Raw genomic sequence first — 23675 nt, forward strand, 5'->3', positions numbered from 1 at the left:
AGGAGAGGATATTTACATTTGTGAGCAATAAAGACGTCACGCTTTTGATGGTGCGTCATTACAGAGAATCCGGGTTATGTTGCAGTTCATCCTCCGACGTCTGGGACTTGTCATCCCCACGTTTATCGGTATCACCCTTCTCACTTTTGCCTTCGTCCATATGATCCCCGGCGACCCGGTAATGATTATGGCAGGTGAGCGTGGTATCTCCCCTGAACGCCATGCGCAGCTGTTGGCCGAACTCGGCCTGAACAAGCCGCTGTGGCAGCAGTACCTCAATTACATTTGGGGCGTGCTGCACGGTGATTTAGGGATTTCGCTGAAAAGCCGTCTTCCGGTGTGGGACGAGTTTGTGCCGCGTTTTAAAGCGACGCTTGAACTCGGTGTCTGCGCCATGATGTTTGCCGTCGCTGTCGGTATTCCAGTCGGCGTACTGGCTGCCGTGAAGCGTGGCTCTATTTTCGATCACACCGCCGTTGGCCTCGCGCTGACCGGTTATTCCATGCCTATCTTCTGGTGGGGCATGATGATGATCATGCTGGTCTCGGTGCAATGGAACCTGACGCCGGTTTCCGGGCGCGTCAGCGATATGGTCTTCCTGGATGATTCGAATCCGCTTACTGGTTTTATGCTGATCGACACCGCCATCTGGGGTGAAGAGGGCAACTTCATTGATGCCGTCGCGCATATGATTTTGCCTGCGATAGTACTGGGGACCATTCCACTGGCGGTCATCGTGCGTATGACGCGTTCTTCCATGCTGGAAGTGCTGGGCGAGGATTATATCCGCACCGCTCGCGCCAAAGGGTTGACCCGTATGCGCGTCATTATCGTTCACGCCTTACGTAACGCGATGCTGCCCGTGGTGACCGTTATCGGTCTGCAGGTGGGGACGTTGCTCGCAGGGGCGATTTTGACCGAAACCATTTTCTCCTGGCCTGGCCTGGGGCGCTGGCTGATCGATGCGCTGCAACGCCGTGACTATCCGGTAGTGCAGGGCGGCGTGTTGCTGGTGGCGACGATGATTATCCTCGTCAACCTGCTGGTCGATCTGCTTTACGGCGTGGTGAACCCGCGTATTCGTCATAAGAAGTAAGGGGCCATCATGTCACAAGTTACTCAAAATAAAGTTATTGCTGCCCCGGTGCCTATGACGCCGCTGCAGGAGTTTTGGCACTACTTCAAGCGTAACAAAGGCGCGGTGGTCGGTTTGGTGTATGTCATCATCATGCTGATCATTGCGGTTTTCGCGAATTTCCTGGCACCGTATAACCCGGCGGACCAATTCCGGGACGTGCTGCTTTCTCCGCCAGCCTGGCAGGATGGCGGGACGTTTGCGCATCTTCTGGGAACGGATGATGTGGGCCGCGATGTCTTATCACGCCTGATGTACGGTGCGCGTTTGTCGCTGCTGGTTGGCTGTCTGGTGGTGGTACTGTCGCTGATTCTGGGCGTTATCCTCGGGCTGATTGCCGGTTACTTCGGTGGTCTGATCGACAACATCATCATGCGTGTCGTTGATATCATGCTGGCGCTGCCAAGCCTGTTGCTAGCCCTGGTGCTGGTGGCGGTGTTCGGGCCCTCGATAGGCAACGCGGCGCTGGCGCTGACGTTCGTCGCGTTACCGCACTATGTGCGATTAACCCGAGCGGCGGTGCTGGTAGAAGTGAACCGCGATTACGTAACCGCGTCTCGCGTTGCGGGTGCGGGCGCGCTGCGTCAGATGTTCATCAATATTCTCCCAAACTGCCTTGCGCCACTGATCGTTCAGGCGTCGCTTGGTTTCTCTAACGCCATTCTCGATATGGCTGCTCTTGGCTTCCTGGGCATGGGTGCGCAACCGCCAACACCGGAGTGGGGCACCATGCTCGCCGATGTGTTGCAGTTCGCGCAAAGCGCCTGGTGGGTCGTCACCTTCCCGGGTCTGGCGATTCTGCTCACGGTGCTGGCATTTAACCTGATGGGTGATGGTCTGCGTGATGCACTTGATCCCAAACTGAAGCAGTAAGAGGCACGAGATGGCGTTATTAAATGTAGATAAATTATCGGTGCACTTCGGTGACGTTGGCTCCGAGTTTCGTGCCGTAGACCGTATCAGCTACAGCGTGAATCAAGGTGAAGTGGTCGGTATTGTGGGGGAGTCCGGTTCCGGTAAATCAGTCAGCTCGCTGGCGATCATGGGACTGATTGACTATCCAGGCCGCGTGATGGCGGAAAGCCTTGAGTTTAACGGTCAGGACCTGAAGCGTATCTCCGAGAAGCAGCGCCGACAGTTGGTGGGTGCCGAAGTGGCGATGATCTTCCAGGACCCAATGACCAGCCTGAACCCTTGTTACACCGTCGGTTTCCAGATTATGGAAGCGATTAAAGTGCATCAGGGCGGCAATAAGAAAACCCGTCTCCAGCGTGCGATTGACTTGCTCACGCAGGTGGGGATCCCCGATCCGGCCTCACGTCTGGATGTTTATCCGCATCAGCTTTCGGGCGGTATGAGTCAGCGCGTAATGATCGCCATGGCGATTGCGTGTCGACCAAAACTGCTGATTGCCGATGAACCTACGACGGCACTGGATGTGACCATTCAGGCGCAAATCATTGAACTTCTGCTGGAGTTACAGCAGAAAGAGAATATGGCGCTGGTTCTGATTACGCATGATTTGGCACTGGTCGCGGAAGCCGCGCACAAGATCATCGTGATGTACGCCGGGCAGGTGGTGGAAACCGGAAGCGCGAACGCGATTTTCCGCGCACCGCGTCACCCGTATACGCAGGCGCTATTGCGTGCGCTGCCGGAGTTTGCTCAGGATAAAGCGCGTCTGGCATCACTGCCGGGCGTCGTCCCGGGCAAATATGACCGCCCGACGGGTTGCCTGCTGAATCCGCGCTGTCCGTATGCGACGGATAAATGCCGTGCCGAAGAGCCAGAACTCTTTACCCTGAACGATGGTCGTCAGTCTAAATGTCATTACCCACTCGATGATGCCGGGAGGCCTACACTATGAGTACGCAAGAGGCCGCCAAACAACAACTTTTGTTGCAGGCCATCGACCTGAAAAAGTATTACCCGGTGAAGAAGGGGCTTTTTGCCCCTGAACGTCTGGTCAAAGCATTGGACGGGGTATCGTTTACCCTTGAACGTGGCAAAACGCTGGCCGTGGTGGGTGAGTCCGGCTGTGGTAAATCAACGCTGGGCCGTCTGCTGACGATGATTGAGATACCTACCGGTGGCGAACTCTATTATCAGGGCCAGGATCTGCTCAAGCATGACCCGCTAGCGCAGAAACTGCGTCGCCAAAAAATCCAGATCGTGTTCCAGAACCCGTACGGTTCTTTGAACCCACGTAAAAAAGTGGGACAGATTCTGGAAGAGCCGCTGCAAATTAACAGCACGCTCAATAAAGAGCAGCGCCGCGAAAAAGCGTTGGCGATGATGGCGAAAGTGGGGCTCAAAACGGAGCATTACGATCGTTATCCGCATATGTTCTCAGGTGGACAGCGCCAGCGTATCGCGATTGCACGTGGTTTGATGTTAGATCCAGATGTGGTGATTGCGGACGAACCCGTTTCTGCGCTCGACGTGTCCGTACGTGCGCAGGTGCTGAACCTGATGATGGATTTGCAGCAGGATCTGGGGTTGTCATATGTGTTCATCTCCCATGACCTGTCTGTGGTTGAGCATATCGCTGATGAAGTGATGGTGATGTATCTGGGCCGTTGCGTGGAGAAGGGGACGAAAGATCAGATCTTCAATAATCCTCGACATCCGTATACGCAGGCGCTTCTCTCGGCAACACCGCGCCTGAATCCGGATGACCGTCGCGAGCGTATCAAGCTGACCGGCGAGCTGCCAAGCCCGCTGAATCCGCCACCGGGCTGCGCTTTCAACGCCCGTTGCCGTCGTCGCTTTGGGCCGTGCACGCAGTTGCAGCCACAGTTGAAAGAGTACGGTGGTCAGCTGGTTGCCTGCTTTGCGGTCGACCAGGATGAAAACGGTGAGAAACCGCACCCATAATGCGTAAACAAAAAAACCGGCGATAATCGCCGGTTTTTTTATGTCTGCACGTTTGCTATTTCCGCAACCGAACCTGGTCAACGGCGTGATTCTCACTCTTGGTCAGAATCAGGCTGGCTCGCTCACGTGTCGGCAGGATGTTCTCTTTCAGGTTCACGTAGTTGATCTCATTCCAGAGCGCGGTGGCGACATTAACGGCCTCGTCTTCGGAAAGCTGGGCGTAATTATGGAAGTAAGAATCAGGATCGGTGAATGCCCCTTCGCGGAACTTTAGGAAGCGGTTGATATACCAGTTTTGCAGCAGATTTTCGGGGGCGTCGACATAGATAGAGAAGTCGACGAAATCGGAGACAAAGACATGGTGCGGGTCATGGGGATAATCCATGCCGCTTTGCAAAACATTTAACCCTTCCAGAATCAGTATATCTGGCTGGGCAACGGTTTTATCGCCATCGGGGATACGATCGTAAATAAGATGAGAGTAAACCGGTGCCGTGACGTTTGGCGCGCCAGACTTCAAATCGGAAACGAATTTCACCAGACGGTGCATATCATAAGAAAGCGGAAAACCTTTCTTCTTCATTAGACCGCGTTCTTTTAACACCTCGTTCGGGTGCAGAAAGCCGTCAGTCGTTATTAACTCCACGCTGCGATGTTCTGGCCAACGGCTCAGCAATGCCTGTAAGACGCGTGCGGTGGTGCTTTTACCTACCGCCACGCTGCCCGCAATACTGATGATATAAGGAATGCGTTGCCCGTTGGTACCGAGGAACTGTTCCAGTACGGCCTGGCGGCGCAGGTTGGAGCTTATATAGAAGTTAAGCAAGCGGGACAGTGGCAGATAAATCTCGGCAACTTCTTCCAGCGACAGATCTTCGTTTATCCCTTTTAAACGCGCGATTTCACCTTCCGTGAGCGTCATGGGAACCGAATCACGCAGGGCGGCCCACTGGCTGCGGTTAAATTGAAGATAAGGTGTCATTAACGATTGCTCTTTTTTGCTCATAAGCAGGCTTCAGTGAACCATTTATCTGCACATTTACGAACTGTCACAGGTAATAGCCCATCACTTAGTAGTTAATTTTGGACAATGGGCAGGAGGTTAACACCAGATGACGCGAATAATAAGAAAAAATATGGGCGAGTGATGCTTAACGCGGAGGGCATCACGGTACGCTTTCACAGTGTATTTGGGCTCGTTATGCTGAATATTTAGCCTGCTTTGCATGAAATAACAGCGTTTTTCCCTGTTTGCGCACAAAATGTGAGCGAATGAACAATTTATGCAATTTTTTAGTTGCATGACTGCCCATGTCTCCATAAAATGCGCGCTACTTGATGCCGACTTAGCTCAGTAGGTAGAGCAACTGACTTGTAATCAGTAGGTCACCAGTTCGATTCCGGTAGTCGGCACCATCAAGTCCGGTGGGGTTCCCGAGCGGCCAAAGGGAGCAGACTGTAAATCTGCCGTCACAGACTTCGAAGGTTCGAATCCTTCCCCCACCACCACTTTCTGGCAGCGTAATCGCCGCCTGAGCTGGCTAAAACATTAATCAGCTCAAACATAAAAAGAGAGAAATCTCTTTTTTGTTACAGAAAGAACTGGGTAGCCGAGTTTCAGGATGCGGGCATCGTATAATGGCTATTACCTCAGCCTTCCAAGCTGATGATGCGGGTTCGATTCCCGCTGCCCGCTCCAAGACGTGCTGATATGGCTCAGTTGGTAGAGCGCACCCTTGGTAAGGGTGAGGTCCCCAGTTCGACTCTGGGTATCAGCACCACTTCACTTCTCCCTCCCGTTTCTCTCTGTTAACTTTTAAAAAACATTCAACAGTTCAGGCATTTTGCCTGGTTGATGTGGTGATATCACCGATTTATCCGTGTCTTAGAGGGACAATCGATGTCTAAAGAAAAGTTTGAACGTACAAAACCGCACGTTAACGTCGGTACTATCGGCCACGTTGACCATGGTAAAACAACGCTGACTGCTGCAATCACTACCGTTCTGGCAAAAACCTACGGTGGTTCTGCGCGTGCATTCGATCAGATCGATAACGCACCAGAAGAAAAAGCTCGTGGTATCACCATCAACACTTCCCACGTTGAATATGACACCCCGACTCGCCACTACGCACACGTAGACTGCCCGGGCCACGCCGACTATGTTAAAAACATGATCACCGGTGCTGCTCAGATGGATGGCGCGATCCTGGTTGTTGCTGCAACTGATGGCCCTATGCCACAGACGCGTGAGCACATCCTGCTGGGTCGTCAGGTAGGCGTTCCTTACATCATCGTGTTCCTGAACAAATGCGACATGGTTGATGACGAAGAGCTGCTGGAACTGGTAGAAATGGAAGTTCGTGAACTTCTGTCTCAGTACGATTTCCCAGGTGATGACACTCCAATCATCCGTGGTTCTGCTCTGAAAGCGCTGGAAGGCGAAGCAGAGTGGGAAGCTAAAATCGTTGAGCTGGCTGGCTACCTGGATTCTTACATCCCGGAACCAGAACGTGCTATCGATAAGCCATTCCTGCTGCCAATCGAAGACGTATTCTCTATCTCCGGCCGTGGTACTGTTGTAACCGGTCGTGTAGAGCGCGGTATCGTTAAAGTTGGCGAAGAAGTTGAAATCGTTGGTATCAAAGAGACTGCTAAGTCTACCTGTACTGGCGTTGAAATGTTCCGCAAACTGCTGGACGAAGGCCGTGCTGGTGAGAACGTTGGTGTTCTGCTGCGTGGTATCAAACGTGAAGAAATCGAACGTGGTCAGGTACTGGCTAAGCCAGGCTCAATCAAGCCGCACACCAAATTCGAATCTGAAGTTTATATTCTGTCCAAAGATGAAGGCGGCCGTCATACTCCGTTCTTCAAAGGCTACCGTCCACAGTTCTACTTCCGTACAACTGACGTGACCGGCACCATCGAACTGCCAGAAGGCGTAGAGATGGTAATGCCAGGCGACAACATTCAGATGGTTGTTACCCTGATCCACCCAATCGCGATGGATGACGGTCTGCGTTTCGCAATCCGTGAAGGCGGCCGTACTGTAGGCGCTGGCGTTGTAGCTAAAGTTATCAGCTAATCGCTGATAACATTTGACGTAATGCGCATTAAAAGGGCATCATTTGATGCCCTTTTTGCACGCTTTCGAACCAGAACCTGGCTCATCAGTGATTTTTTTTGTCATAATCATTGCTGAGACAGGCTCTGTAGAGGGCGTTTAGTCCGAAAAGCTGCAGTGCATTTCGGCTTGGCTCGCCTCGCAATCGCGGGGTGAAAATGTTTGTAGAATTCTTCTGACAGGTTGGTTTATGAGTGCGAATACCGAAGCTCAAGGGAGCGGTCGCGGCCTGGAAGCGATGAAGTGGGTAGTTGTAGCCGTGCTGCTGATCGTAGCTATCGTTGGCAACTTCCTTTATCGTGACATGATGCTGCCGCTGCGTGCGCTGGCCGTAGTAATTCTTATTGCTGCAGCGGGTGGTGTCGCGCTGTTGACGACAAAAGGTAAAGCGACAGTTGCTTTTGCCCGCGAAGCGCGAACCGAAGTTCGCAAGGTCATTTGGCCTACTCGCCAGGAAACATTGCACACCACGCTGATCGTGGCAGCGGTGACTGCTGTAATGTCACTGATCCTGTGGGGACTAGATGGTATTCTGGTTCGCCTGGTATCCTTTATCACTGGCCTGAGGTTCTAAGATGTCTGAAGCCCCTAAAAAGCGCTGGTACGTCGTTCAGGCGTTCTCCGGTTTTGAAGGCCGCGTAGCCACTTCGCTGCGTGAGCATATCAAATTACACAATATGGAAGAGTTGTTTGGTGAAGTCATGGTTCCGACTGAAGAAGTCGTCGAGATCCGTGGTGGCCAGCGTCGCAAAAGCGAGCGCAAATTCTTCCCGGGTTACGTGCTGGTCCAGATGGTGATGGACGATGCAAGCTGGCACCTCGTGCGCAGCGTACCACGCGTAATGGGCTTTATCGGCGGCACTTCCGACCGTCCAGCGCCAATCAGCGACAAAGAAGTCGATGCGATTATGAACCGCCTGCAGCAGGTTGGTGATAAGCCGCGTCCTAAAACGCTGTTTGAGCCGGGTGAAATGGTCCGTGTTAGTGATGGTCCGTTTGCTGACTTTAACGGCGTGGTTGAAGACGTGGACTATGAAAAGTCCCGTCTGACAGTTTCAGTTTCTATCTTTGGTCGTGCGACCCCGGTAGAACTGGACTTTGCCCAGGTCGAAAAAGCCTAGTAGCCGAGTAAAAAAGCGACGATTTAATCGTTGCACGGGGCGCGAGATTGGAATACAATTTCGCGCCTTTTGTTTTTATGGGTTACGCCCGTAAAACGAATTTTATCACGGGGAGCCTCATCGAGGCGCTATAACCCAATTAGAGGATTTTAGAATGGCTAAGAAAGTACAAGCCTACGTTAAGCTGCAGGTTGCAGCTGGTATGGCAAACCCGAGTCCACCGGTTGGTCCAGCACTGGGTCAACAGGGCGTTAACATCATGGAATTCTGTAAAGCGTTTAACGCCAAAACAGAATCCCTGGAAAAAGGCCTGCCAACTCCGGTTGTCATCACCGTTTACGCTGACCGTTCTTTCACCTTCATTACCAAGACCCCGCCGGCAGCAGTTCTGCTGAAAAAAGCGGCTGGTATCAAGTCTGGTTCCGGTAAGCCGAACAAAGACAAAGTTGGTAAAATTTCCCGCACTCAGCTGCAGGAAATCGCGCAGACCAAAGCTGCCGACATGACTGGTTCTGACATTGAAGCGATGACTCGCTCCATTGAAGGTACTGCACGTTCCATGGGCCTGGTAGTGGAGGATTAAGAAATGGCTAAACTGACCAAGCGCATGTCCGTAATTCGTGACAAAGTTGATGCGACCAAACAGTACGACATCACCGAAGCTATCGCACTGCTGAAAGAACTGGCTACTGCTAAGTTCGTAGAAAGCGTTGACGTTGCTGTTAACCTCGGCATTGATGCTCGTAAATCTGATCAGAACGTTCGTGGTGCAACTGTACTGCCAAACGGTACTGGCCGTTCCGTTCGCGTAGCTGTATTTGCTCAGGGTGCAAACGCTGAAGCTGCTAAAGCTGCAGGCGCTGAACTGGTAGGTATGGAAGATCTGGCTGATCAGATCAAGAAAGGCGAAATGAACTTTGACGTTGTTATTGCTTCTCCGGATGCAATGCGCGTTGTTGGCCAGCTGGGCCAGGTTCTGGGTCCACGTGGCCTGATGCCAAACCCTAAAGTTGGTACTGTAACGCCTAACGTTGCTGAAGCGGTTAAGAACGCTAAAGCAGGTCAGGTTCGTTATCGTAACGACAAAAACGGTATCATCCACACTACCATCGGTAAAGTGGACTTCGAAACCGAAAAATTGAAAGAAAACCTGGAATCTCTGCTGGTTGCGCTGAAAAAAGCGAAACCTACACAGGCTAAAGGCGTGTACATCAAGAAAATTAGCCTGTCCACCACCATGGGCGCAGGCGTTGCAGTAGATCAGGCTGGCTTGACTGCTGTAGCAAACTAATACCTTTACGTGGGCGGTGGATTTGTCTACAATCTTACCCCCATGTTTGCTAACTAAAGTTAGCAGGTAAAAGAATTGTTCGTTGGAGCCTGGCCTGATCCAGGCCTCCGTCGAAGACCGCAGGTGTCTCGTAAGAGGCTTAATCCCCTGCGTAGACGGTGACAGAACGCTAAGATTATTTCTGATACTCTGGCTTGTTTCTGCTCACCGTATTAAGACGCTCTTTTCTTTGAGAAGAGTGAAGTGAGTTCCAGGGCATGAGCCCTGGCAAACATCCAGGAGCAAAGCTAATGGCTTTAAATCTTCAAGACAAACAAGCGATTGTTGCTGAAGTCAGCGAAGTAGCCAAAGGCGCGCTGTCTGCAGTAGTTGCGGATTCCCGTGGCGTTACTGTAGACAAAATGACTGAACTGCGTAAAGCAGGTCGCGAAGCCGGCGTATACATGCGTGTTGTTCGTAACACCTTGCTGCGCCGTGTTGTTGAAGGTACTCAGTTTGAGTGCCTGAAAGACGCGTTCGTTGGTCCGACCCTGATTGCATATTCTATGGAACACCCGGGCGCAGCTGCTCGTCTGTTCAAAGATTTCGCGAAAGCGAATGCAAAATTTGAGGTCAAAGCCGCAGCCTTTGAAGGTGAGTTGATCCCGGCATCGCAAATCGATCGCCTGGCTACACTGCCGACCTACGAAGAAGCAATTGCACGCCTGATGGCAACCATGAAAGAAGCTTCGGCTGGCAAACTGGTTCGCACTCTGGCTGCTGTTCGCGATGCGAAAGAAGCGGCTTAATAGCCGTTAACTTTATAAAGCATTCGCTTACGTATAAACTTATTCTGATTTTCAGGAACAATTTAAATGTCTATCACTAAAGATCAAATCATTGAAGCAGTTGCAGCTATGTCCGTAATGGACGTTGTAGAACTGATCTCTGCAATGGAAGAAAAATTCGGCGTTTCTGCTGCTGCTGCTGTAGCTGTAGCTGCTGGCCCAGCTGAAGCTGCTGAAGAGAAAACTGAATTCGACGTTATTCTGAAAGGTATTGGCGCGAACAAAGTTGCAGTTATCAAAGCTGTACGTGGCGCAACTGGCCTGGGTCTGAAAGAAGCTAAAGACCTGGTAGAATCTGCTCCAGCCGCTCTGAAAGAAGGCGTGAGCAAAGATGACGCAGAAGCACTGAAAAAATCTCTGGAAGAAGCTGGCGCTGAAGTTGAAGTTAAATAAGCCAACCCTTCCGGTTGCAGCCTGAGAAATTAGGCTGATGGCTGGTGACTTTTTAGTCACCAGCCTTTTTGCGCTGTAAGGCGCCAGTAGCATTTCACACTGTTTGACTGCTGGCTGTCCTGACAATGCTTGTTTCTATCGACGTCTTAATATACTGCGACAGCCTCACGGGCTGTGTAAATTGCAACGAAATGGTTTAAGCGTGATAGCAACAGGTATTGCGGAAAGTATTCAATTTTCCGATCAACAAAATGGTGTTGCACAAACTGTCCCTCCGTCGGGCAGATGGGTCGACTTGTCAGCGAGCTGAGGAACCCTAATGGTTTACTCCTATACCGAGAAAAAACGTATTCGTAAGGATTTTGGTAAACGTCCACAAGTTTTGGATATACCTTATCTCCTTTCTATCCAGCTTGACTCGTTCCAGAAGTTTATCGAGCAAGATCCTGAAGGGCAGTATGGTCTGGAAGCAGCTTTCCGTTCCGTATTCCCAATCAAAAGCTATAGCGGTAATTCTGAGCTGCAATATGTCAGCTACCGTCTTGGCGAACCGGTATTTGACGTTCAGGAATGTCAGATCCGTGGTGTGACCTATTCTGCACCGCTGCGCGTGAAACTGCGCCTGGTTGTCTATGAGCGTGAAGCGCCGGAAGGCACCGTTAAGGACATCAAAGAACAAGAAGTCTACATGGGTGAAATTCCACTCATGACTGACAACGGTACTTTCGTTATCAACGGTACTGAGCGTGTTATCGTTTCCCAGCTGCATCGTAGCCCGGGCGTCTTCTTCGACAGCGATAAAGGTAAAACACACTCATCCGGTAAAGTACTGTATAACGCACGTATCATCCCTTACCGTGGTTCATGGCTGGACTTCGAATTCGATCCGAAAGACAACCTGTTTGTCCGTATCGACCGTCGTCGTAAACTGCCAGCAACCATCATTTTGCGTGCGCTGCAATACACCACTGAGCAGATTCTTGATCTGTTCTTTGAGAAAGTTATCTTCGAAATTCGCGACAACAAGCTGCAAATGGAGCTGTTGCCGGAGCGTCTGCGTGGTGAAACCGCCTCGTTTGATATCGAATTCGACGGCAAAGTGTATGTGGAAAAAGGTCGCCGTATTACTGCGCGCCACATTCGCCAGCTCGAAAAAGATGACATCAAGCAGATCGAAGTCCCGGTTGAATACATTGCCGGAAAAGTTGCCGCAAAAGATTACGTTGATGCTTCAACTGGCGAACTGATCTGCCCAGCCAACATGGAACTGAGCCTGGATCTGTTGGCTAAGCTGAGCCAGTCTGGCCACAAGCGCATTGAAACGCTGTTCACCAACGACCTGGATCATGGTGCGTATATCTCTGAGACTATACGTGTCGATCCAACCAGCGATCGTTTGAGCGCACTGGTAGAAATCTACCGCATGATGCGTCCTGGTGAGCCGCCAACTCGCGAAGCAGCTGAAAACCTGTTTGAGAACCTGTTCTTCTCTGAAGACCGCTACGATCTGTCTGCGGTTGGTCGTATGAAGTTCAACCGTTCTCTGCTGCGTGATGCGATTGAAGGTTCCGGTATCCTGAGCAAAGAAGACATCATCGAAGTGATGAAGAAGCTCATTGATATCCGTAACGGCAAAGGCGAAGTGGATGATATCGACCACCTCGGCAACCGTCGTATCCGTTCCGTTGGCGAAATGGCGGAAAACCAATTCCGCGTTGGCCTGGTACGTGTAGAGCGAGCCGTTAAAGAGCGTCTGTCTCTGGGCGATCTGGATACCCTGATGCCTCAGGATATGATCAACGCCAAGCCAATCTCTGCAGCAGTGAAAGAGTTCTTCGGTTCCAGCCAGCTGTCACAGTTTATGGACCAGAACAACCCGCTGTCTGAGATTACGCACAAACGTCGTATCTCTGCACTTGGCCCGGGCGGTTTGACCCGTGAACGCGCAGGCTTTGAAGTTCGAGACGTACACCCGACTCACTACGGTCGCGTGTGTCCTATCGAAACGCCTGAAGGTCCAAACATCGGTCTGATCAACTCCTTGTCCGTGTACGCACAGACAAACGAATACGGCTTCCTCGAAACGCCGTACCGTAAAGTGACTGACGGTGTTGTGACCGACGAAATCCATTACCTGTCTGCTATCGAAGAAGGTAACTACGTCATCGCTCAGGCGAACACCAACCTGGACGAAGAAGGTCGTTTCGTTGACGATCTCGTTACCTGCCGTAGCAAAGGCGAATCCAGCTTGTTCAGCAATGATCAGGTGGATTATATGGACGTTTCGACCCAGCAGATCGTTTCTGTTGGTGCGTCACTGATTCCATTCCTGGAACACGATGACGCCAACCGTGCATTGATGGGTGCGAACATGCAACGTCAGGCGGTTCCGACTCTGCGCGCTGATAAGCCGCTGGTTGGTACCGGTATGGAACGTGCTGTTGCCGTTGACTCCGGTGTAACTGCGGTTGCGAAACGTGGCGGTACCGTTCAGTACGTTGATGCTTCCCGTATCGTTATCAAAGTTAACGAAGACGAGATGTACCCAGGTGAAGCGGGTATCGATATCTACAACCTGACCAAATACACCCGTTCTAACCAGAACACCTGTATCAACCAGATGCCATGTGTGTCTCTGGGTGAGCCAGTTGAGCGCGGCGACGTGCTGGCTGATGGTCCGTCTACCGATCTCGGTGAACTGGCACTCGGTCAGAACATGCGCGTAGCGTTCATGCCGTGGAATGGTTACAACTTCGAAGACTCCATCCTCGTCTCCGAGCGTGTGGTTCAGGAAGATCGTTTCACCACGATTCACATTCAGGAACTGGCATGTGTGTCCCGTGACACTAAGCTGGGGCCTGAAGAGATCACTGCTGATATCCCGAACGTGGGTGAAGCTGCGCTCTCTAAACTGGATGAATCCGGTATCGTTTACATCGGTGCAGAAGTGACCGGCGGCGACATTCTGGTTGGTAAGGTAACGCCGAAAGGTGAAACCCAGCTGACGCCAGAAGAGAAACTGCTCCGTGCAATCTTCGGCGAGAAAGCGTCTGACGTTAAAGACTCTTCTCTGCGTGTACCAAACGGTGTTTCCGGTACGATCATCGACGTTCAGGTCTTTACTCGCGATGGCGTAGAAAAAGACAAACGTGCGCTTGAAATCGAAGAGATGCAGCTGAAGCAGGCGAAGAAAGACCTGTCTGAAGAACTGCAGATCCTCGAAGCTGGCCTGTTTAGTCGTATCTACGCGGTGCTGGTCTCTGGTGGTGTTGAAGCTGAGAAGCTTGACAAATTGCCACGCGATCGCTGGCTGGAACTGGGCCTGACCGACGAAGAGAAACAAAATCAGCTGGAACAACTGGCTGAGCAGTATGACGAACTGAAACACGAGTTCGAGAAAAAACTCGAAGCGAAACGCCGTAAAATCACTCAGGGCGACGATCTGGCACCAGGCGTGCTGAAGATTGTTAAGGTCTATCTGGCAGTTAAACGTCAGATTCAGCCTGGTGATAAAATGGCAGGTCGTCACGGTAACAAGGGTGTAATTTCTAAGATCAACCCGATCGAAGATATGCCGCACGATGCTAACGGTACGCCGGTAGATATCGTACTGAACCCGCTGGGCGTACCGTCTCGTATGAACATTGGTCAGATCCTCGAAACCCACCTGGGTATGGCTGCTAAAGGTATCGGCGAGAAAATCAACGCCATGCTGAAGCAGCAGGAAGAAGTCGCGAAACTGCGCGAGTTCATCCAGCGTGCGTACGATCTGGGCACTGATGTTCGTCAGAAAGTTGACCTGAACACCTTCAGTGATGATGAAGTTCTGCGTCTGGCTGAGAACCTGAAAAAAGGTATGCCAATCGCAACGCCAGTCTTTGACGGTGCGAAAGAGTCTGAAATCAAAGAGCTGTTACAGCTGGGTGGCCTGCCGACTTCCGGTCAGATCACGCTGTTCGACGGTCGTACTGGTGAGCAATTCGAGCGCCAGGTTACCGTTGGCTATATGTACATGCTGAAACTGAACCACTTGGTTGATGACAAGATGCATGCGCGTTCTACCGGTTCTTACAGCCTCGTTACTCAGCAGCCGCTGGGTGGTAAGGCTCAGTTCGGTGGTCAGCGCTTCGGTGAGATGGAAGTGTGGGCGCTTGAAGCATATGGCGCGGCATACACCCTGCAGGAAATGCTTACCGTTAAGTCTGATGACGTGAATGGTCGTACTAAGATGTATAAAAACATCGTGGACGGCAACCATCAGATGGAACCGGGCATGCCGGAATCCTTCAACGTACTGTTGAAAGAGATCCGTTCCCTGGGTATCAACATCGAGCTGGAAGACGAGTAACTCTCGCTCAAACAGGTCACTGGTGCCGGCGTAATACCCGGCACCAGATTGTGCTAACTCCGACGGGAGCAAATCCGTGAAAGATTTATTAAAGTTTCTGAAAGCGCAGACTAAAACCGAAGAGTTTGATGCGATCAAAATTGCTCTGGCCTCGCCAGACATGATCCGTTCATGGTCTTTCGGTGAAGTTAAGAAGCCGGAAACCATCAACTACCGTACGTTCAAACCTGAGCGTGACGGCCTTTTCTGTGCGCGTATTTTCGGGCCAGTAAAAGACTACGAGTGCCTGTGCGGTAAGTACAAGCGCCTGAAACACCGTGGTGTGATCTGTGAGAAGTGCGGCGTTGAAGTGACCCAGACTAAAGTGCGTCGTGAACGCATGGGTCACATCGAGCTGGCGTCTCCGACTGCTCACATCTGGTTCCTGAAATCTCTGCCGTCCCGTATCGGCCTGCTGCTGGATATGCCGCTGCGCGATATCGAACGTGTTCTGTACTTCGAATCTTATGTGGTTATCGAAGGCGGTATGACGAATCTGGAACGTAATCAGATTCTGACCGAAGAACAGTATCTGGACGCGCTGGAAGAGTTCGGTGACGAATTCGACGCGAAGATGGGTGCGGAAGCGATCCAGGCCTTGTTGAAAAACATGGATCTGGAGCAAGAGTGCGAGCAGCTTCGTCAGGAGCTGAACGAAACTAACTCCGAAACCAAGCGTAAAAAACTGACCAAGCGTATCAAACTGCTGGAAGCGTTTGTCCTGTCTGGTAACAAGCCAGAGTGGATGATCCTGACGGTTCTGCCGGTTCTGCCGCCAGATCTGCGTCCATTGGTTCCGCTGGATGGTGGTCGTTTTGCGACGTCTGACCTGAACGATCTGTATCGTCGCGTCATTAACCGTAACAACCGTCTGAAACGCCTGCTCGACCTGGCTGCGCCTGACATCATCGTACGTAACGAAAAACGTATGCTGCAGGAAGCCGTTGATGCCCTGCTGGATAACGGTCGTCGTGGTCGTGCGATTACAGGTTCTAACAAACGTCCTCTGAAATCTTTGGCCGATATGATCAAAGGTAAACAGGGTCGTTTCCGTCAGAACTTGCTCGGTAAGCGTGTTGACTACTCTGGTCGTTCTGTTATCACCGTAGGTCCATACCTGCGTCTGCATCAGTGCGGTCTGCCGAAGAAAATGGCACTGGAGCTGTTCAAACCGTTCATCTACGGCAAGCTGGAACTGCGTGGTCTTGCTACCACCATTAAAGCTGCGAAGAAGATGGTTGAGCGTGAAGAAGCTGTCGTTTGGGATATCCTGGACGAAGTTATCCGCGAACACCCGGTACTGCTGAACCGTGCACCAACTCTGCACCGTTTGGGTATCCAGGCATTTGAGCCAGTACTGATCGAAGGTAAAGCTATCCAGCTGCACCCGCTGGTTTGTGCGGCTTATAACGCCGACTTCGATGGTGACCAGATGGCAGTACACGTCCCACTGACGCTTGAAGCTCAGTTGGAAGCGCGTGCGCTGATGATGTCTACCAACAACATCCTGTCACCTGCGAACGGCGAGCCAATCATCGTTCCGTCTCAGGACGTTGTATTGGGTCTGTACTACATGACCCGTGACTGTGTTAACGCTAAAGGCGAAGGCATGGTGCTGTCTGGCCCTAAAGAAGCTGAGCGTATTTATCGCGCAGGTCTGGCCTCACTGCATGCGCGCGTCAAAGTGCGTATCACTGAATACGAAAAAGATGCTAACGACGAGTTCGTTGCTAAAACCAGCATTATCGACACTACCGTAGGTCGTGCGATTTTGTGGATGATCGTACCGAAAGGTCTGCCTTACTCTATCGTCAACCAGGCGCTGGGCAAGAAGGCAATCTCCAAAATGCTGAACACCTGTTACCGTATTCTGGGTCTGAAGCCTACGGTAATCTTTGCTGACCAAACGATGTACACCGGCTTTGCTTATGCAGCGCGTTCAGGTGTCTCCGTTGGTATCGATGACATGGTCATCCCAGCCAAGAAAACTGAGATCATCTCTGAAGCGGAAGCGGAAGTTGCTGAGATTCAGGAGCAGTTCCAGTCTGGTCTGGTAACCGCAGGTGAGCGTTACAACAAAGTTATCGATATCTGGGCAGCGGCGAACGATCGTGTATCCAAAGCGATGATGGATAACCTGCAAACTGAAACCGTCACTAACCGTGACGGCGTAGAAGAGCAGCAGGTTTCCTTCAACAGCATCTACATGATGGCCGACTCCGGTGCGCGTGGTTCAGCAGCACAGATTCGTCAGCTGGCAGGTATGCGTGGTCTGATGGCTAAGCCAGATGGCTCAATCATCGAAACGCCAATCACCGCGAACTTCCGTGAAGGTCTGAACGTACTCCAGTACTTCATCTCCACGCACGGTGCGCGTAAAGGTCTGGCCGATACCGCACTGAAAACGGCTAACTCCGGTTATCTGACTCGTCGTCTGGTTGACGTCGCGCAGGATCTGGTTGTGACCGAAGATGACTGTGGAACTCACGAAGGCATCCTGATGACTCCGGTTATCGAGGGTGGCGACGTTAAAGAACCACTGCGCGACCGCGTTCTGGGTCGTGTAACGGCTGAAGATATCATCAAGCCGGGTACGGCTGATATCCTGGTAACACGTAACACCCTGCTCGATGAGCAATGGTGTGACCTGTTAGAACTCAACTCTGTTGATAGCGTGAAAGTACGTTCCGTTGTAGGTTGCGAAACTGACTTTGGCGTCTGTGCACACTGCTATGGTCGCGACCTGGCTCGTGGTCACATCATCAACAAAGGTGAAGCAATCGGGGTTATCGCGGCACAGTCCATCGGTGAACCGGGTACACAGCTGACGATGCGTACGTTCCACATCGGTGGTGCGGCATCTCGTTCTGCTGCTGAATCCAGCATCCAGGTGAAAAACAAAGGTAGCATCAAGCTCAGCAACGCGAAGTCTGTTGTGAACTCTGCCGGTAAACTGGTAGTGACTTCTCGTAACACCGAGCTGAAGCTGATCGACGAATTTGGTCGTACCAAAGAAAGCTACAAAGTGCCTTACGGTGCGGTAATGGGCAAAGGCGATGGCGAGCAGGTTGCAGGCGGCGAAACCGTAGCAAACTGGGATCCACACACCATGCCAGTTATCACCGAAGTGAGTGGTTTCATTCGCTTCACCGATATGATCGACGGCCAGACGATTACTCGTCAGACCGACGAACTGACCGGCCTGTCTTCCTTGGTTGTTCTGGATTCTGCAGAACGTACCGCGGGCGGTAAAGATCTGCGTCCAGCGTTGAAAATCGTTGATGCCAACGGTAATGATGTTCTGATCCCAGGCACCGATATGCCTGCTCAGTACTTCCTGCCAGGTAAAGCGATTGTTCAGTTGGAAGATGGTATCCAGATCAGTGCGGGTGACGCTCTGGCACGTATTCCTCAGGAATCCAGTGGTACCAAAGATATTACCGGTGGTCTGCCACGCGTTGCTGACCTGTTCGAAGCACGTCGTCCGAAAGAGCCTGCAATCCTGGCGGAAATTACCGGTATCATTTCCTTCGGTAAAGAAACCAAAGGCAAACGTCGTCTGGTTATCACTCCGTTAGACGGTAGCGAGCCTTACGAAGAGATGATTCCAAAATGGCGTCAGCTCAACGTGTTTGAAGGTGAACGTGTAGAACGTGGTGATGTGGTTTCCGATGGTCCAGAAGCTCCACACGACATTCTGCGTCTTCGTGGCGTACACGCGGTAACGCGTTATATCACCAACGAAGTACAGGACGTTTACCGTCTGCAAGGCGTTAAGATTAACGATAAACACATTGAAGTTATCGTTCGTCAGATGCTGCGTAAAGCAACCATCGATAGCGCTGGAAGCTCCGACTTCCTGGAAGGCGAGCAGGTTGAATACTCTCGCGTCAAGATTGCGAACCGCGATCTGGAAGCGAATGGCAAAGTGGCGGCGTTGTTCTCCCGTGACTTGCTGGGTATCACCAAAGCGTCTCTGGCAACCGAGTCCTTCATCTCTGCTGCATCGTTCCAGGAGACCACTCGTGTCCTGACCGAAGCTGCTGTTGCGGGCAAACGTGATGAACTGCGCGGTCTGAAAGAGAACGTTATCGTGGGTCGTCTGATCCCAGCGGGTACGGGTTATGCGTATCACCAGGATCGTATGCGTCGTCGTGCTGCGGGCGAACTGCCAGCTGCACCTCAGGTCACTGCGGAAGATGCTTCTGCAAGCCTGGCAGAACTGCTGAACGCAGGTCTGGGCGGCTCTGATAACGATTAATCGTGCTTTGAGCTAATAAAAAACCCGCTTCGGCGGGTTTTTTTATGTCTGACAAAAAAGGGAGAAAAGGGTTACTTCAGAAGCGGCAACCGGCGATAGAGTTCGATCATGTCACCTGCCAAATCTTGAATCACCATCGCATTCATCAGGTGATCCTGAGAGTGGACGGTAATCAAATTTACCGGAAGTTTTCCTGTTCCCTCGTCCAACCCAATAAGCTGTGTCTGGATAACGTGCGCATGTTTGACATATTCGCGCGACTCTTCCATCGCTTTTTCGGCTTCGTCAAACTCGCCTTTACGTGCGAGTTGCAGTGCCGTCAGCGCAGCACTGCGCGCAGCGCCGGCGTTTACCAGCAACTCCATGATGGTTGTTTCTAAATCTTCCATTCATTGCTCCAGCAGTTTAAGCGCTTTTTCAAGGACGACATCACCTTTCATCATGCCGTAATCCATCATATCGATCACCGCGACCTGTTTACCCAGCGGTTCAGCCTGAGCCTGAAGTTTTGCCAGTTCGTATTTTACCTGTGGCCCCAGTAATACGATGTCGGCTGTGGCGATATAGTCTTTAAACTCTGCAACCGGAACGGCTTTGATAGTGACTTCAACGCCTTTTTTTTGCGCGGCGTCTTTCATACGCTGAACCAACATGCTGGTAGACATTCCCGCAGCACAACACAAAACGATATTCTTCATAGTCAGCCTCGATCTATATGTGTTTAATGATAATTATCCCGTGCAGACGGCTTCAACAACCGCTTTACCCCGATTGTGTGTCAGGCATCACAAAGAAATCGGAATTGAATGAAACCGGTTTCAATTTTAGCGCGATATGAAATTTTTCTTCAGCTGTGGGCATGGCCTAAGGTGGGTTAGTCACGGGAAAGTGGGTGCTCGATGCCGTGTCTTTATCTGTTGTGACTCTTATCAAAAATCTCTATGAAATTCGCCCGGATGAATAATTTGATGACTACTGTCAAAAAAAACATGTTATTAAAAACAGTATTGACTTGATTTTGGAAGTGCGTAACTTAGTACTCAACAGCAGAGAGAAAGTATTTTGCTGTTTATCCAGGAAGTATAAGTTGAGTATTACTGGGGATTGCGATGAAGGCCACGAAGTATTGTTGTTTGGGATAGTCGACGTGAGATGAACCAATATTCTTGCTTCGCTAATGCTTTAAAGGCCATGTAGTTGATAGATGAAATCGCAAAGTAGTGAATAAAGCGCGACGATGTAAGGCTATGTTTTTTAGTACTATTTGCGATGTTTTTTGAGAGAATGTCGCAACGGCAGTAAGGCCACGCATCAAAGAGTATATGTCGCGATGGGGAGTGTACTTGTTTAAGTCGTCGCCCTTGAGTTCTTTTATCAGGCCGACGGGATATGTATAACGGTAAATAGAGGAGCCTATTAGTTAGTATCAGTATCCAATATTATCTGTAATAAACGTGTACATTTAAAAGCAGTACCATTAGCAGTAAATACTATTAAGTCAATTAATGTTAAATCTGAAGTTAGTAGTACCATAAAAGCCCTGGCTGCAACGGTCAGGGCTTTTATCTGTAGATTCAATAAGATCCAGCCTTTCTAAAACGCGTCTTTCGCTTCGCTTGTCAGCAGCTTTTCGTTTTACGCCTCCAGAACAGTTGAAAATTAATCCTTGCTTAATAAATCAAACCAAGCCTACTATGCGTCATCGGTTTGGAACACAGACCTTATGAAAGCAGTTTTAGTAAAGCAGTCCTCAGTTCAAGCGTTATCCTGGATACCCCTTCTTCATGAGCCTCCTCCTAAGTGCCGCATAAGTTAAATTCTGAAAAACAGGCCAAATTCGCCGCGTGAGTGGCTCTCAAATAAGAAAGGAAATATCTATGTCTAACAAAATGACTGGTTTAGTAAAATGGTTTAACCCAGAAAAAGGTTTTGGCTTCATCACTCCTCAGGATGGCAGCAAAGATGTATTCGTACATTTTTCAGCGATTCAGAGCAGCGATTTCAAAACCTTAGACGAAGGCCAGAAAGTGGAGTTCTCAATCGAGAACGGCGCTAAAGGCCCGTCAGCGGTTAACGTTATCGCGCTGTAATCGCCGATAATCTCGCTAACGCTTACAATAGCGATGAAGGCCAGAGCCTGAGCAGATAAGTGATAGTGAATAAAAAACCCGCCATGGCGGGTTTTTTCGTTTCTGGCATCCATCATGTGAAGGCAGGGCGAAACGAGGAAGAGCTTTTCGCCCTGGTCAGCATCCGTTGCTGACGGCATAAGAGTAAAAAATCGCACGTCGTCCGACAATCACTTGCTCACGGTATTACGAGCCGCTTTGTCAAATTTCCGCGTCGTTGCACAGCGTTTCAACGAAGCTGCGAGGCGCGCCCCAGCCAGCTATCCCAGTCTTTCCACACCGGCTGTAACCCTTGTGCCGTAAGCGCCTTTGCAACATCTTCAGGACGACGGCCATCATGAGGGGCAAATTGCTCCAGCTCAGGATGATCATCGGCGTAGCCGCCCGGTTGAGTTTTCGAAAACGCGCTGACGTTATTAATCGCCAACGGAATGACCCGATCGCGAAAGTCGGGCGCTTCCCGCGTTGATAACGATAGTTCCACATCCGGTGCCAGTAAACGAAAGGCACAAATAGCCTGCACCAACTGTCGTTCATCCATGATCGATGCCGGCTCGATACCGCCAGTACAAGGACGTAGACGAGGGAAAGAGATCGAGTAACGGCTCTGCCAGTAATGTTGCTGTAGCCATAGCAGATGCTCCGCCACCATATAGTTGTCAACCCGCCAGCTGTCTGACAGCCCCGTCAGCGCGCCAAGGCCGATTTTATCAATTCCCGCCCGCCCGAGCCGGTCAGGCGTTTCCAGGCGAAAAAAGAAGTCCTGTTTTTTTCCCTTCAGGTGATGCTGAGCGTATATTTTTTCGTGATAGGTCTCCTGATAGACCATCACACCGTCCAGCCCTAGCGTTTTAAGTTCGGCATATTCGTCCTCAGACAGCGGCTGGACTTCCATCTGCAATGAAGCGAACTGGCCGCGAATAGCCGGGAAATGACGCCGAAAATAGTCCATTCCGACTTTTCCCTGATGCTCCCCCGTTACTAACAAAATATGCTCAAACCCCATTTCGCGGATCGCCGCACACTCACGGGCGATCTCGACCTCATCAAGGGTTTTACGCTTGATGTGGTTGCTCATCGAAAAGCCGCAATAGGTACAGTCGTTGGCGCAGAGATTGGAAAGATAGAGTGGCACGTAAAAACTGACCGTATTGCCGAATCGCTGGCGGGTCAGCTGCTGTGCACGTTGTGCCATGGGTTCCAGATAAGCGCTGGCAGCGGGGGAGAGCAGCGCCATCATGTCTTCGCGGGTGGGGTGGCGCGCATGCAGCGCACGCTCGACATCTGCAGGTTTTTTGCTGTTGATCCGCAGGCGGATCTCATCCCAATTGAGTTGTCGCCAGCGTTCGACAAAGGTGCTCATGAGTACGCCTCCAGAAATCCGGTTAGCGGGCTGCTGGCCTGCGCCTGCGTTCGGCGAGACCCTGGCCCTGATTGCCGCGCCAATACACCGGCTTCTACCGCCAGACGAAAGGCACGCGCCATCATCAGCGGATCGTCAGCCACCGCAATCGCGGTGTTGACCAATACCGCGTCTGCTCCCATCTCCAGCGCCTGTGCCGCGTGGCTTGGCACACCGATACCGGCATCCACCACCACCGGAATAGTGGCCTGTTCGATAATGATCTCCAGCATCGCACGGGTCTCCAGCCCCTGGTTTGAACCGATAGGTGCGCCGAGCGGCATGACCGCCGCGCAGCCCACTTCTTCGAGGCGCTTACACAAAACGGGGTCTGCGCCGCAGTAAGGCAAAACGGTAAATCCCTGTTTGACCAGCAGCTCAGCGGCTTTCAGCGTCTCGATAGGATCGGGCATTAACCAGCGCGCATCCGGATGGATTTCGAGCTTCAGCCAGCTCGTGCCCAACGCCTCGCGTGCCAGCTGTGCGGCAAAGACCGCCTCTTCAGCGGTCTTTGCACCAGACGTATTGGGCAGCAGGGTCACACCGGCCTCAAGCAGTGGCGCAAGAATGGCATCGTTATGATTACGCAGATCCACGCGCTTCATCGCCAGCGTCACCAGTTGGCTGCCGCTCTCGCGGATGGCGTTTACCATCAACTGTGGAGAGGCGAATTTTCCTGTACCGGTAAATAGATGTGAATCAAAGGTTTTATCAGCAATACGTAGCAT

19 protein-coding genes and 4 tRNA genes are annotated in these 23675 nt (G+C 51.3%); 18 read left to right on the forward strand and 5 right to left on the reverse strand.

All coding sequences use genetic code 11. From position 1 onward, the window contains the following. Positions 1 to 76 precede the first annotated feature (76 nt). From dppB to dppF, 4 genes are read left to right on the forward strand one after another with little or no spacing between them, the layout of a single operon-like run. Positions 77 to 1096: a dipeptide ABC transporter permease DppB gene (gene dppB, locus I6L74_RS09650; RefSeq protein ID WP_011915450.1), complete on the forward strand. Its 1020-nt coding sequence runs from the start codon at positions 77 to 79 to the stop codon at positions 1094 to 1096. Positions 1097 to 1105: 9 nt separating this feature from the next. Next, entirely contained in the window at positions 1106 to 2008 is a 903-nt protein-coding gene (gene dppC, locus I6L74_RS09655; protein ID WP_059180412.1) for a dipeptide ABC transporter permease DppC, read from the forward strand. Between the two features lie 10 nt (positions 2009 to 2018). Next, complete coding sequence (dppD, locus tag I6L74_RS09660) at positions 2019 to 3002, forward strand: dipeptide ABC transporter ATP-binding protein (RefSeq protein WP_059180411.1); 984 nt, start codon at positions 2019 to 2021, stop codon at positions 3000 to 3002. Further along, a complete protein-coding gene (dppF, locus tag I6L74_RS09665; protein ID WP_059180410.1) occupies positions 2999 to 4012 on the forward strand; it encodes a dipeptide ABC transporter ATP-binding subunit DppF in 1014 nt (337 codons plus the stop codon). The genes dppD and dppF overlap by 4 nt, the downstream gene beginning before the upstream one ends. Before the next feature lie 55 nt (positions 4013 to 4067). Here the strand turns inward: dppF and coaA are convergent, their stop codons facing one another. Next, complete coding sequence (coaA, locus tag I6L74_RS09670) at positions 4068 to 5018, reverse strand: type I pantothenate kinase (protein WP_059180409.1); 951 nt, start codon at positions 5016 to 5018, stop codon at positions 4068 to 4070. Between the two features lie 334 nt (positions 5019 to 5352). Here coaA and I6L74_RS09675 point away from each other — a divergent pair. From I6L74_RS09675 to rpoC, 13 genes are all read left to right on the forward strand, one after another. After that, positions 5353 to 5428: transfer RNA gene (locus I6L74_RS09675), tRNA-Thr, on the forward strand. Positions 5429 to 5436: 8 nt separating this feature from the next. Next, positions 5437 to 5521 (forward strand) — tRNA-Tyr (locus tag I6L74_RS09680). Positions 5522 to 5636: 115 nt separating this feature from the next. Beyond that, positions 5637 to 5711 (forward strand) — tRNA-Gly (locus I6L74_RS09685). A 6-nt stretch (positions 5712 to 5717) separates the two neighbouring features. Beyond that, positions 5718 to 5793, forward strand: a tRNA-Thr gene (locus I6L74_RS09690). A 119-nt stretch (positions 5794 to 5912) separates the two neighbouring features. Continuing rightward, positions 5913 to 7097 carry an elongation factor Tu gene (gene tuf / locus I6L74_RS09695; protein WP_096759551.1) on the forward strand — a complete coding sequence of 395 codons (1185 nt, stop codon included), beginning with the start codon at positions 5913 to 5915 and terminating at the stop codon, positions 7095 to 7097. Between the two features lie 229 nt (positions 7098 to 7326). Then, complete coding sequence (secE, locus tag I6L74_RS09700) at positions 7327 to 7710, forward strand: preprotein translocase subunit SecE (RefSeq protein ID WP_011915456.1); 384 nt, start codon at positions 7327 to 7329, stop codon at positions 7708 to 7710. Position 7711: 1 nt separating this feature from the next. Continuing rightward, positions 7712 to 8257 (forward strand): transcription termination/antitermination protein NusG, encoded by a 546-nt coding sequence (gene nusG / locus I6L74_RS09705; RefSeq protein ID WP_011915457.1) that lies wholly within the window; start codon positions 7712 to 7714, stop codon positions 8255 to 8257. Between the two features lie 154 nt (positions 8258 to 8411). Further along, on the forward strand, positions 8412 to 8840 hold the full coding sequence (gene rplK, locus I6L74_RS09710; protein ID WP_011915458.1) for a 50S ribosomal protein L11: 429 nt from the start codon (positions 8412 to 8414) through the stop codon (positions 8838 to 8840). Between the two features lie 3 nt (positions 8841 to 8843). Then, positions 8844 to 9548, forward strand: a complete 705-nt coding sequence (gene rplA / locus I6L74_RS09715) for a 50S ribosomal protein L1 (RefSeq protein WP_059180776.1) — start codon at positions 8844 to 8846, stop codon at positions 9546 to 9548. A gap of 290 nt (positions 9549 to 9838) precedes the next feature. Then, positions 9839 to 10336 carry a 50S ribosomal protein L10 gene (rplJ, locus tag I6L74_RS09720; protein WP_007704673.1) on the forward strand — a complete coding sequence of 166 codons (498 nt, stop codon included), beginning with the start codon at positions 9839 to 9841 and terminating at the stop codon, positions 10334 to 10336. A 66-nt stretch (positions 10337 to 10402) separates the two neighbouring features. Next, entirely contained in the window at positions 10403 to 10768 is a 366-nt protein-coding gene (rplL, locus tag I6L74_RS09725) for a 50S ribosomal protein L7/L12 (RefSeq protein WP_011915460.1), read from the forward strand. Positions 10769 to 11087: 319 nt separating this feature from the next. Further along, positions 11088 to 15116, forward strand: a complete 4029-nt coding sequence (gene rpoB, locus I6L74_RS09730) for a DNA-directed RNA polymerase subunit beta (RefSeq protein WP_059180775.1) — start codon at positions 11088 to 11090, stop codon at positions 15114 to 15116. Between the two features lie 76 nt (positions 15117 to 15192). Then, positions 15193 to 19416: a DNA-directed RNA polymerase subunit beta' gene (gene rpoC, locus I6L74_RS09735; protein ID WP_059180774.1), complete on the forward strand. Its 4224-nt coding sequence runs from the start codon at positions 15193 to 15195 to the stop codon at positions 19414 to 19416. A gap of 71 nt (positions 19417 to 19487) precedes the next feature. Here the strand turns inward: rpoC and I6L74_RS09740 are convergent, their stop codons facing one another. Together I6L74_RS09740 and I6L74_RS09745 are read right to left on the reverse strand one after the other, a co-directional pair. Then, positions 19488 to 19805, reverse strand: a complete 318-nt coding sequence (locus I6L74_RS09740; protein WP_011915463.1) for a PTS lactose/cellobiose transporter subunit IIA — start codon at positions 19803 to 19805, stop codon at positions 19488 to 19490. Further along, positions 19806 to 20114 carry a PTS sugar transporter subunit IIB gene (locus I6L74_RS09745; RefSeq protein WP_011915464.1) on the reverse strand — a complete coding sequence of 103 codons (309 nt, stop codon included), beginning with the start codon at positions 20112 to 20114 and terminating at the stop codon, positions 19806 to 19808. A 1179-nt stretch (positions 20115 to 21293) separates the two neighbouring features. Between I6L74_RS09745 and cspE the strand changes: the two genes are divergently transcribed. Then, entirely contained in the window at positions 21294 to 21506 is a 213-nt protein-coding gene (gene cspE / locus I6L74_RS09750) for a transcription antiterminator/RNA stability regulator CspE (protein ID WP_011915465.1), read from the forward strand. A 268-nt stretch (positions 21507 to 21774) separates the two neighbouring features. Here the strand turns inward: cspE and thiH are convergent, their stop codons facing one another. Together thiH and thiG are read right to left on the reverse strand one after the other, a co-directional pair. Continuing rightward, a complete protein-coding gene (thiH, locus tag I6L74_RS09755) occupies positions 21775 to 22908 on the reverse strand; it encodes a 2-iminoacetate synthase ThiH (RefSeq protein WP_059180773.1) in 1134 nt (377 codons plus the stop codon). Beyond that, entirely contained in the window at positions 22905 to 23675 is a 771-nt protein-coding gene (thiG, locus tag I6L74_RS09760; RefSeq protein ID WP_059180772.1) for a thiazole synthase, read from the reverse strand. The genes thiH and thiG overlap by 4 nt, the downstream gene beginning before the upstream one ends.

This window comes from Lelliottia amnigena (assembly GCF_019047465.1).
Taxonomy (GTDB): Bacteria; Pseudomonadota; Gammaproteobacteria; order Enterobacterales; family Enterobacteriaceae; genus Enterobacter; species Enterobacter amnigenus.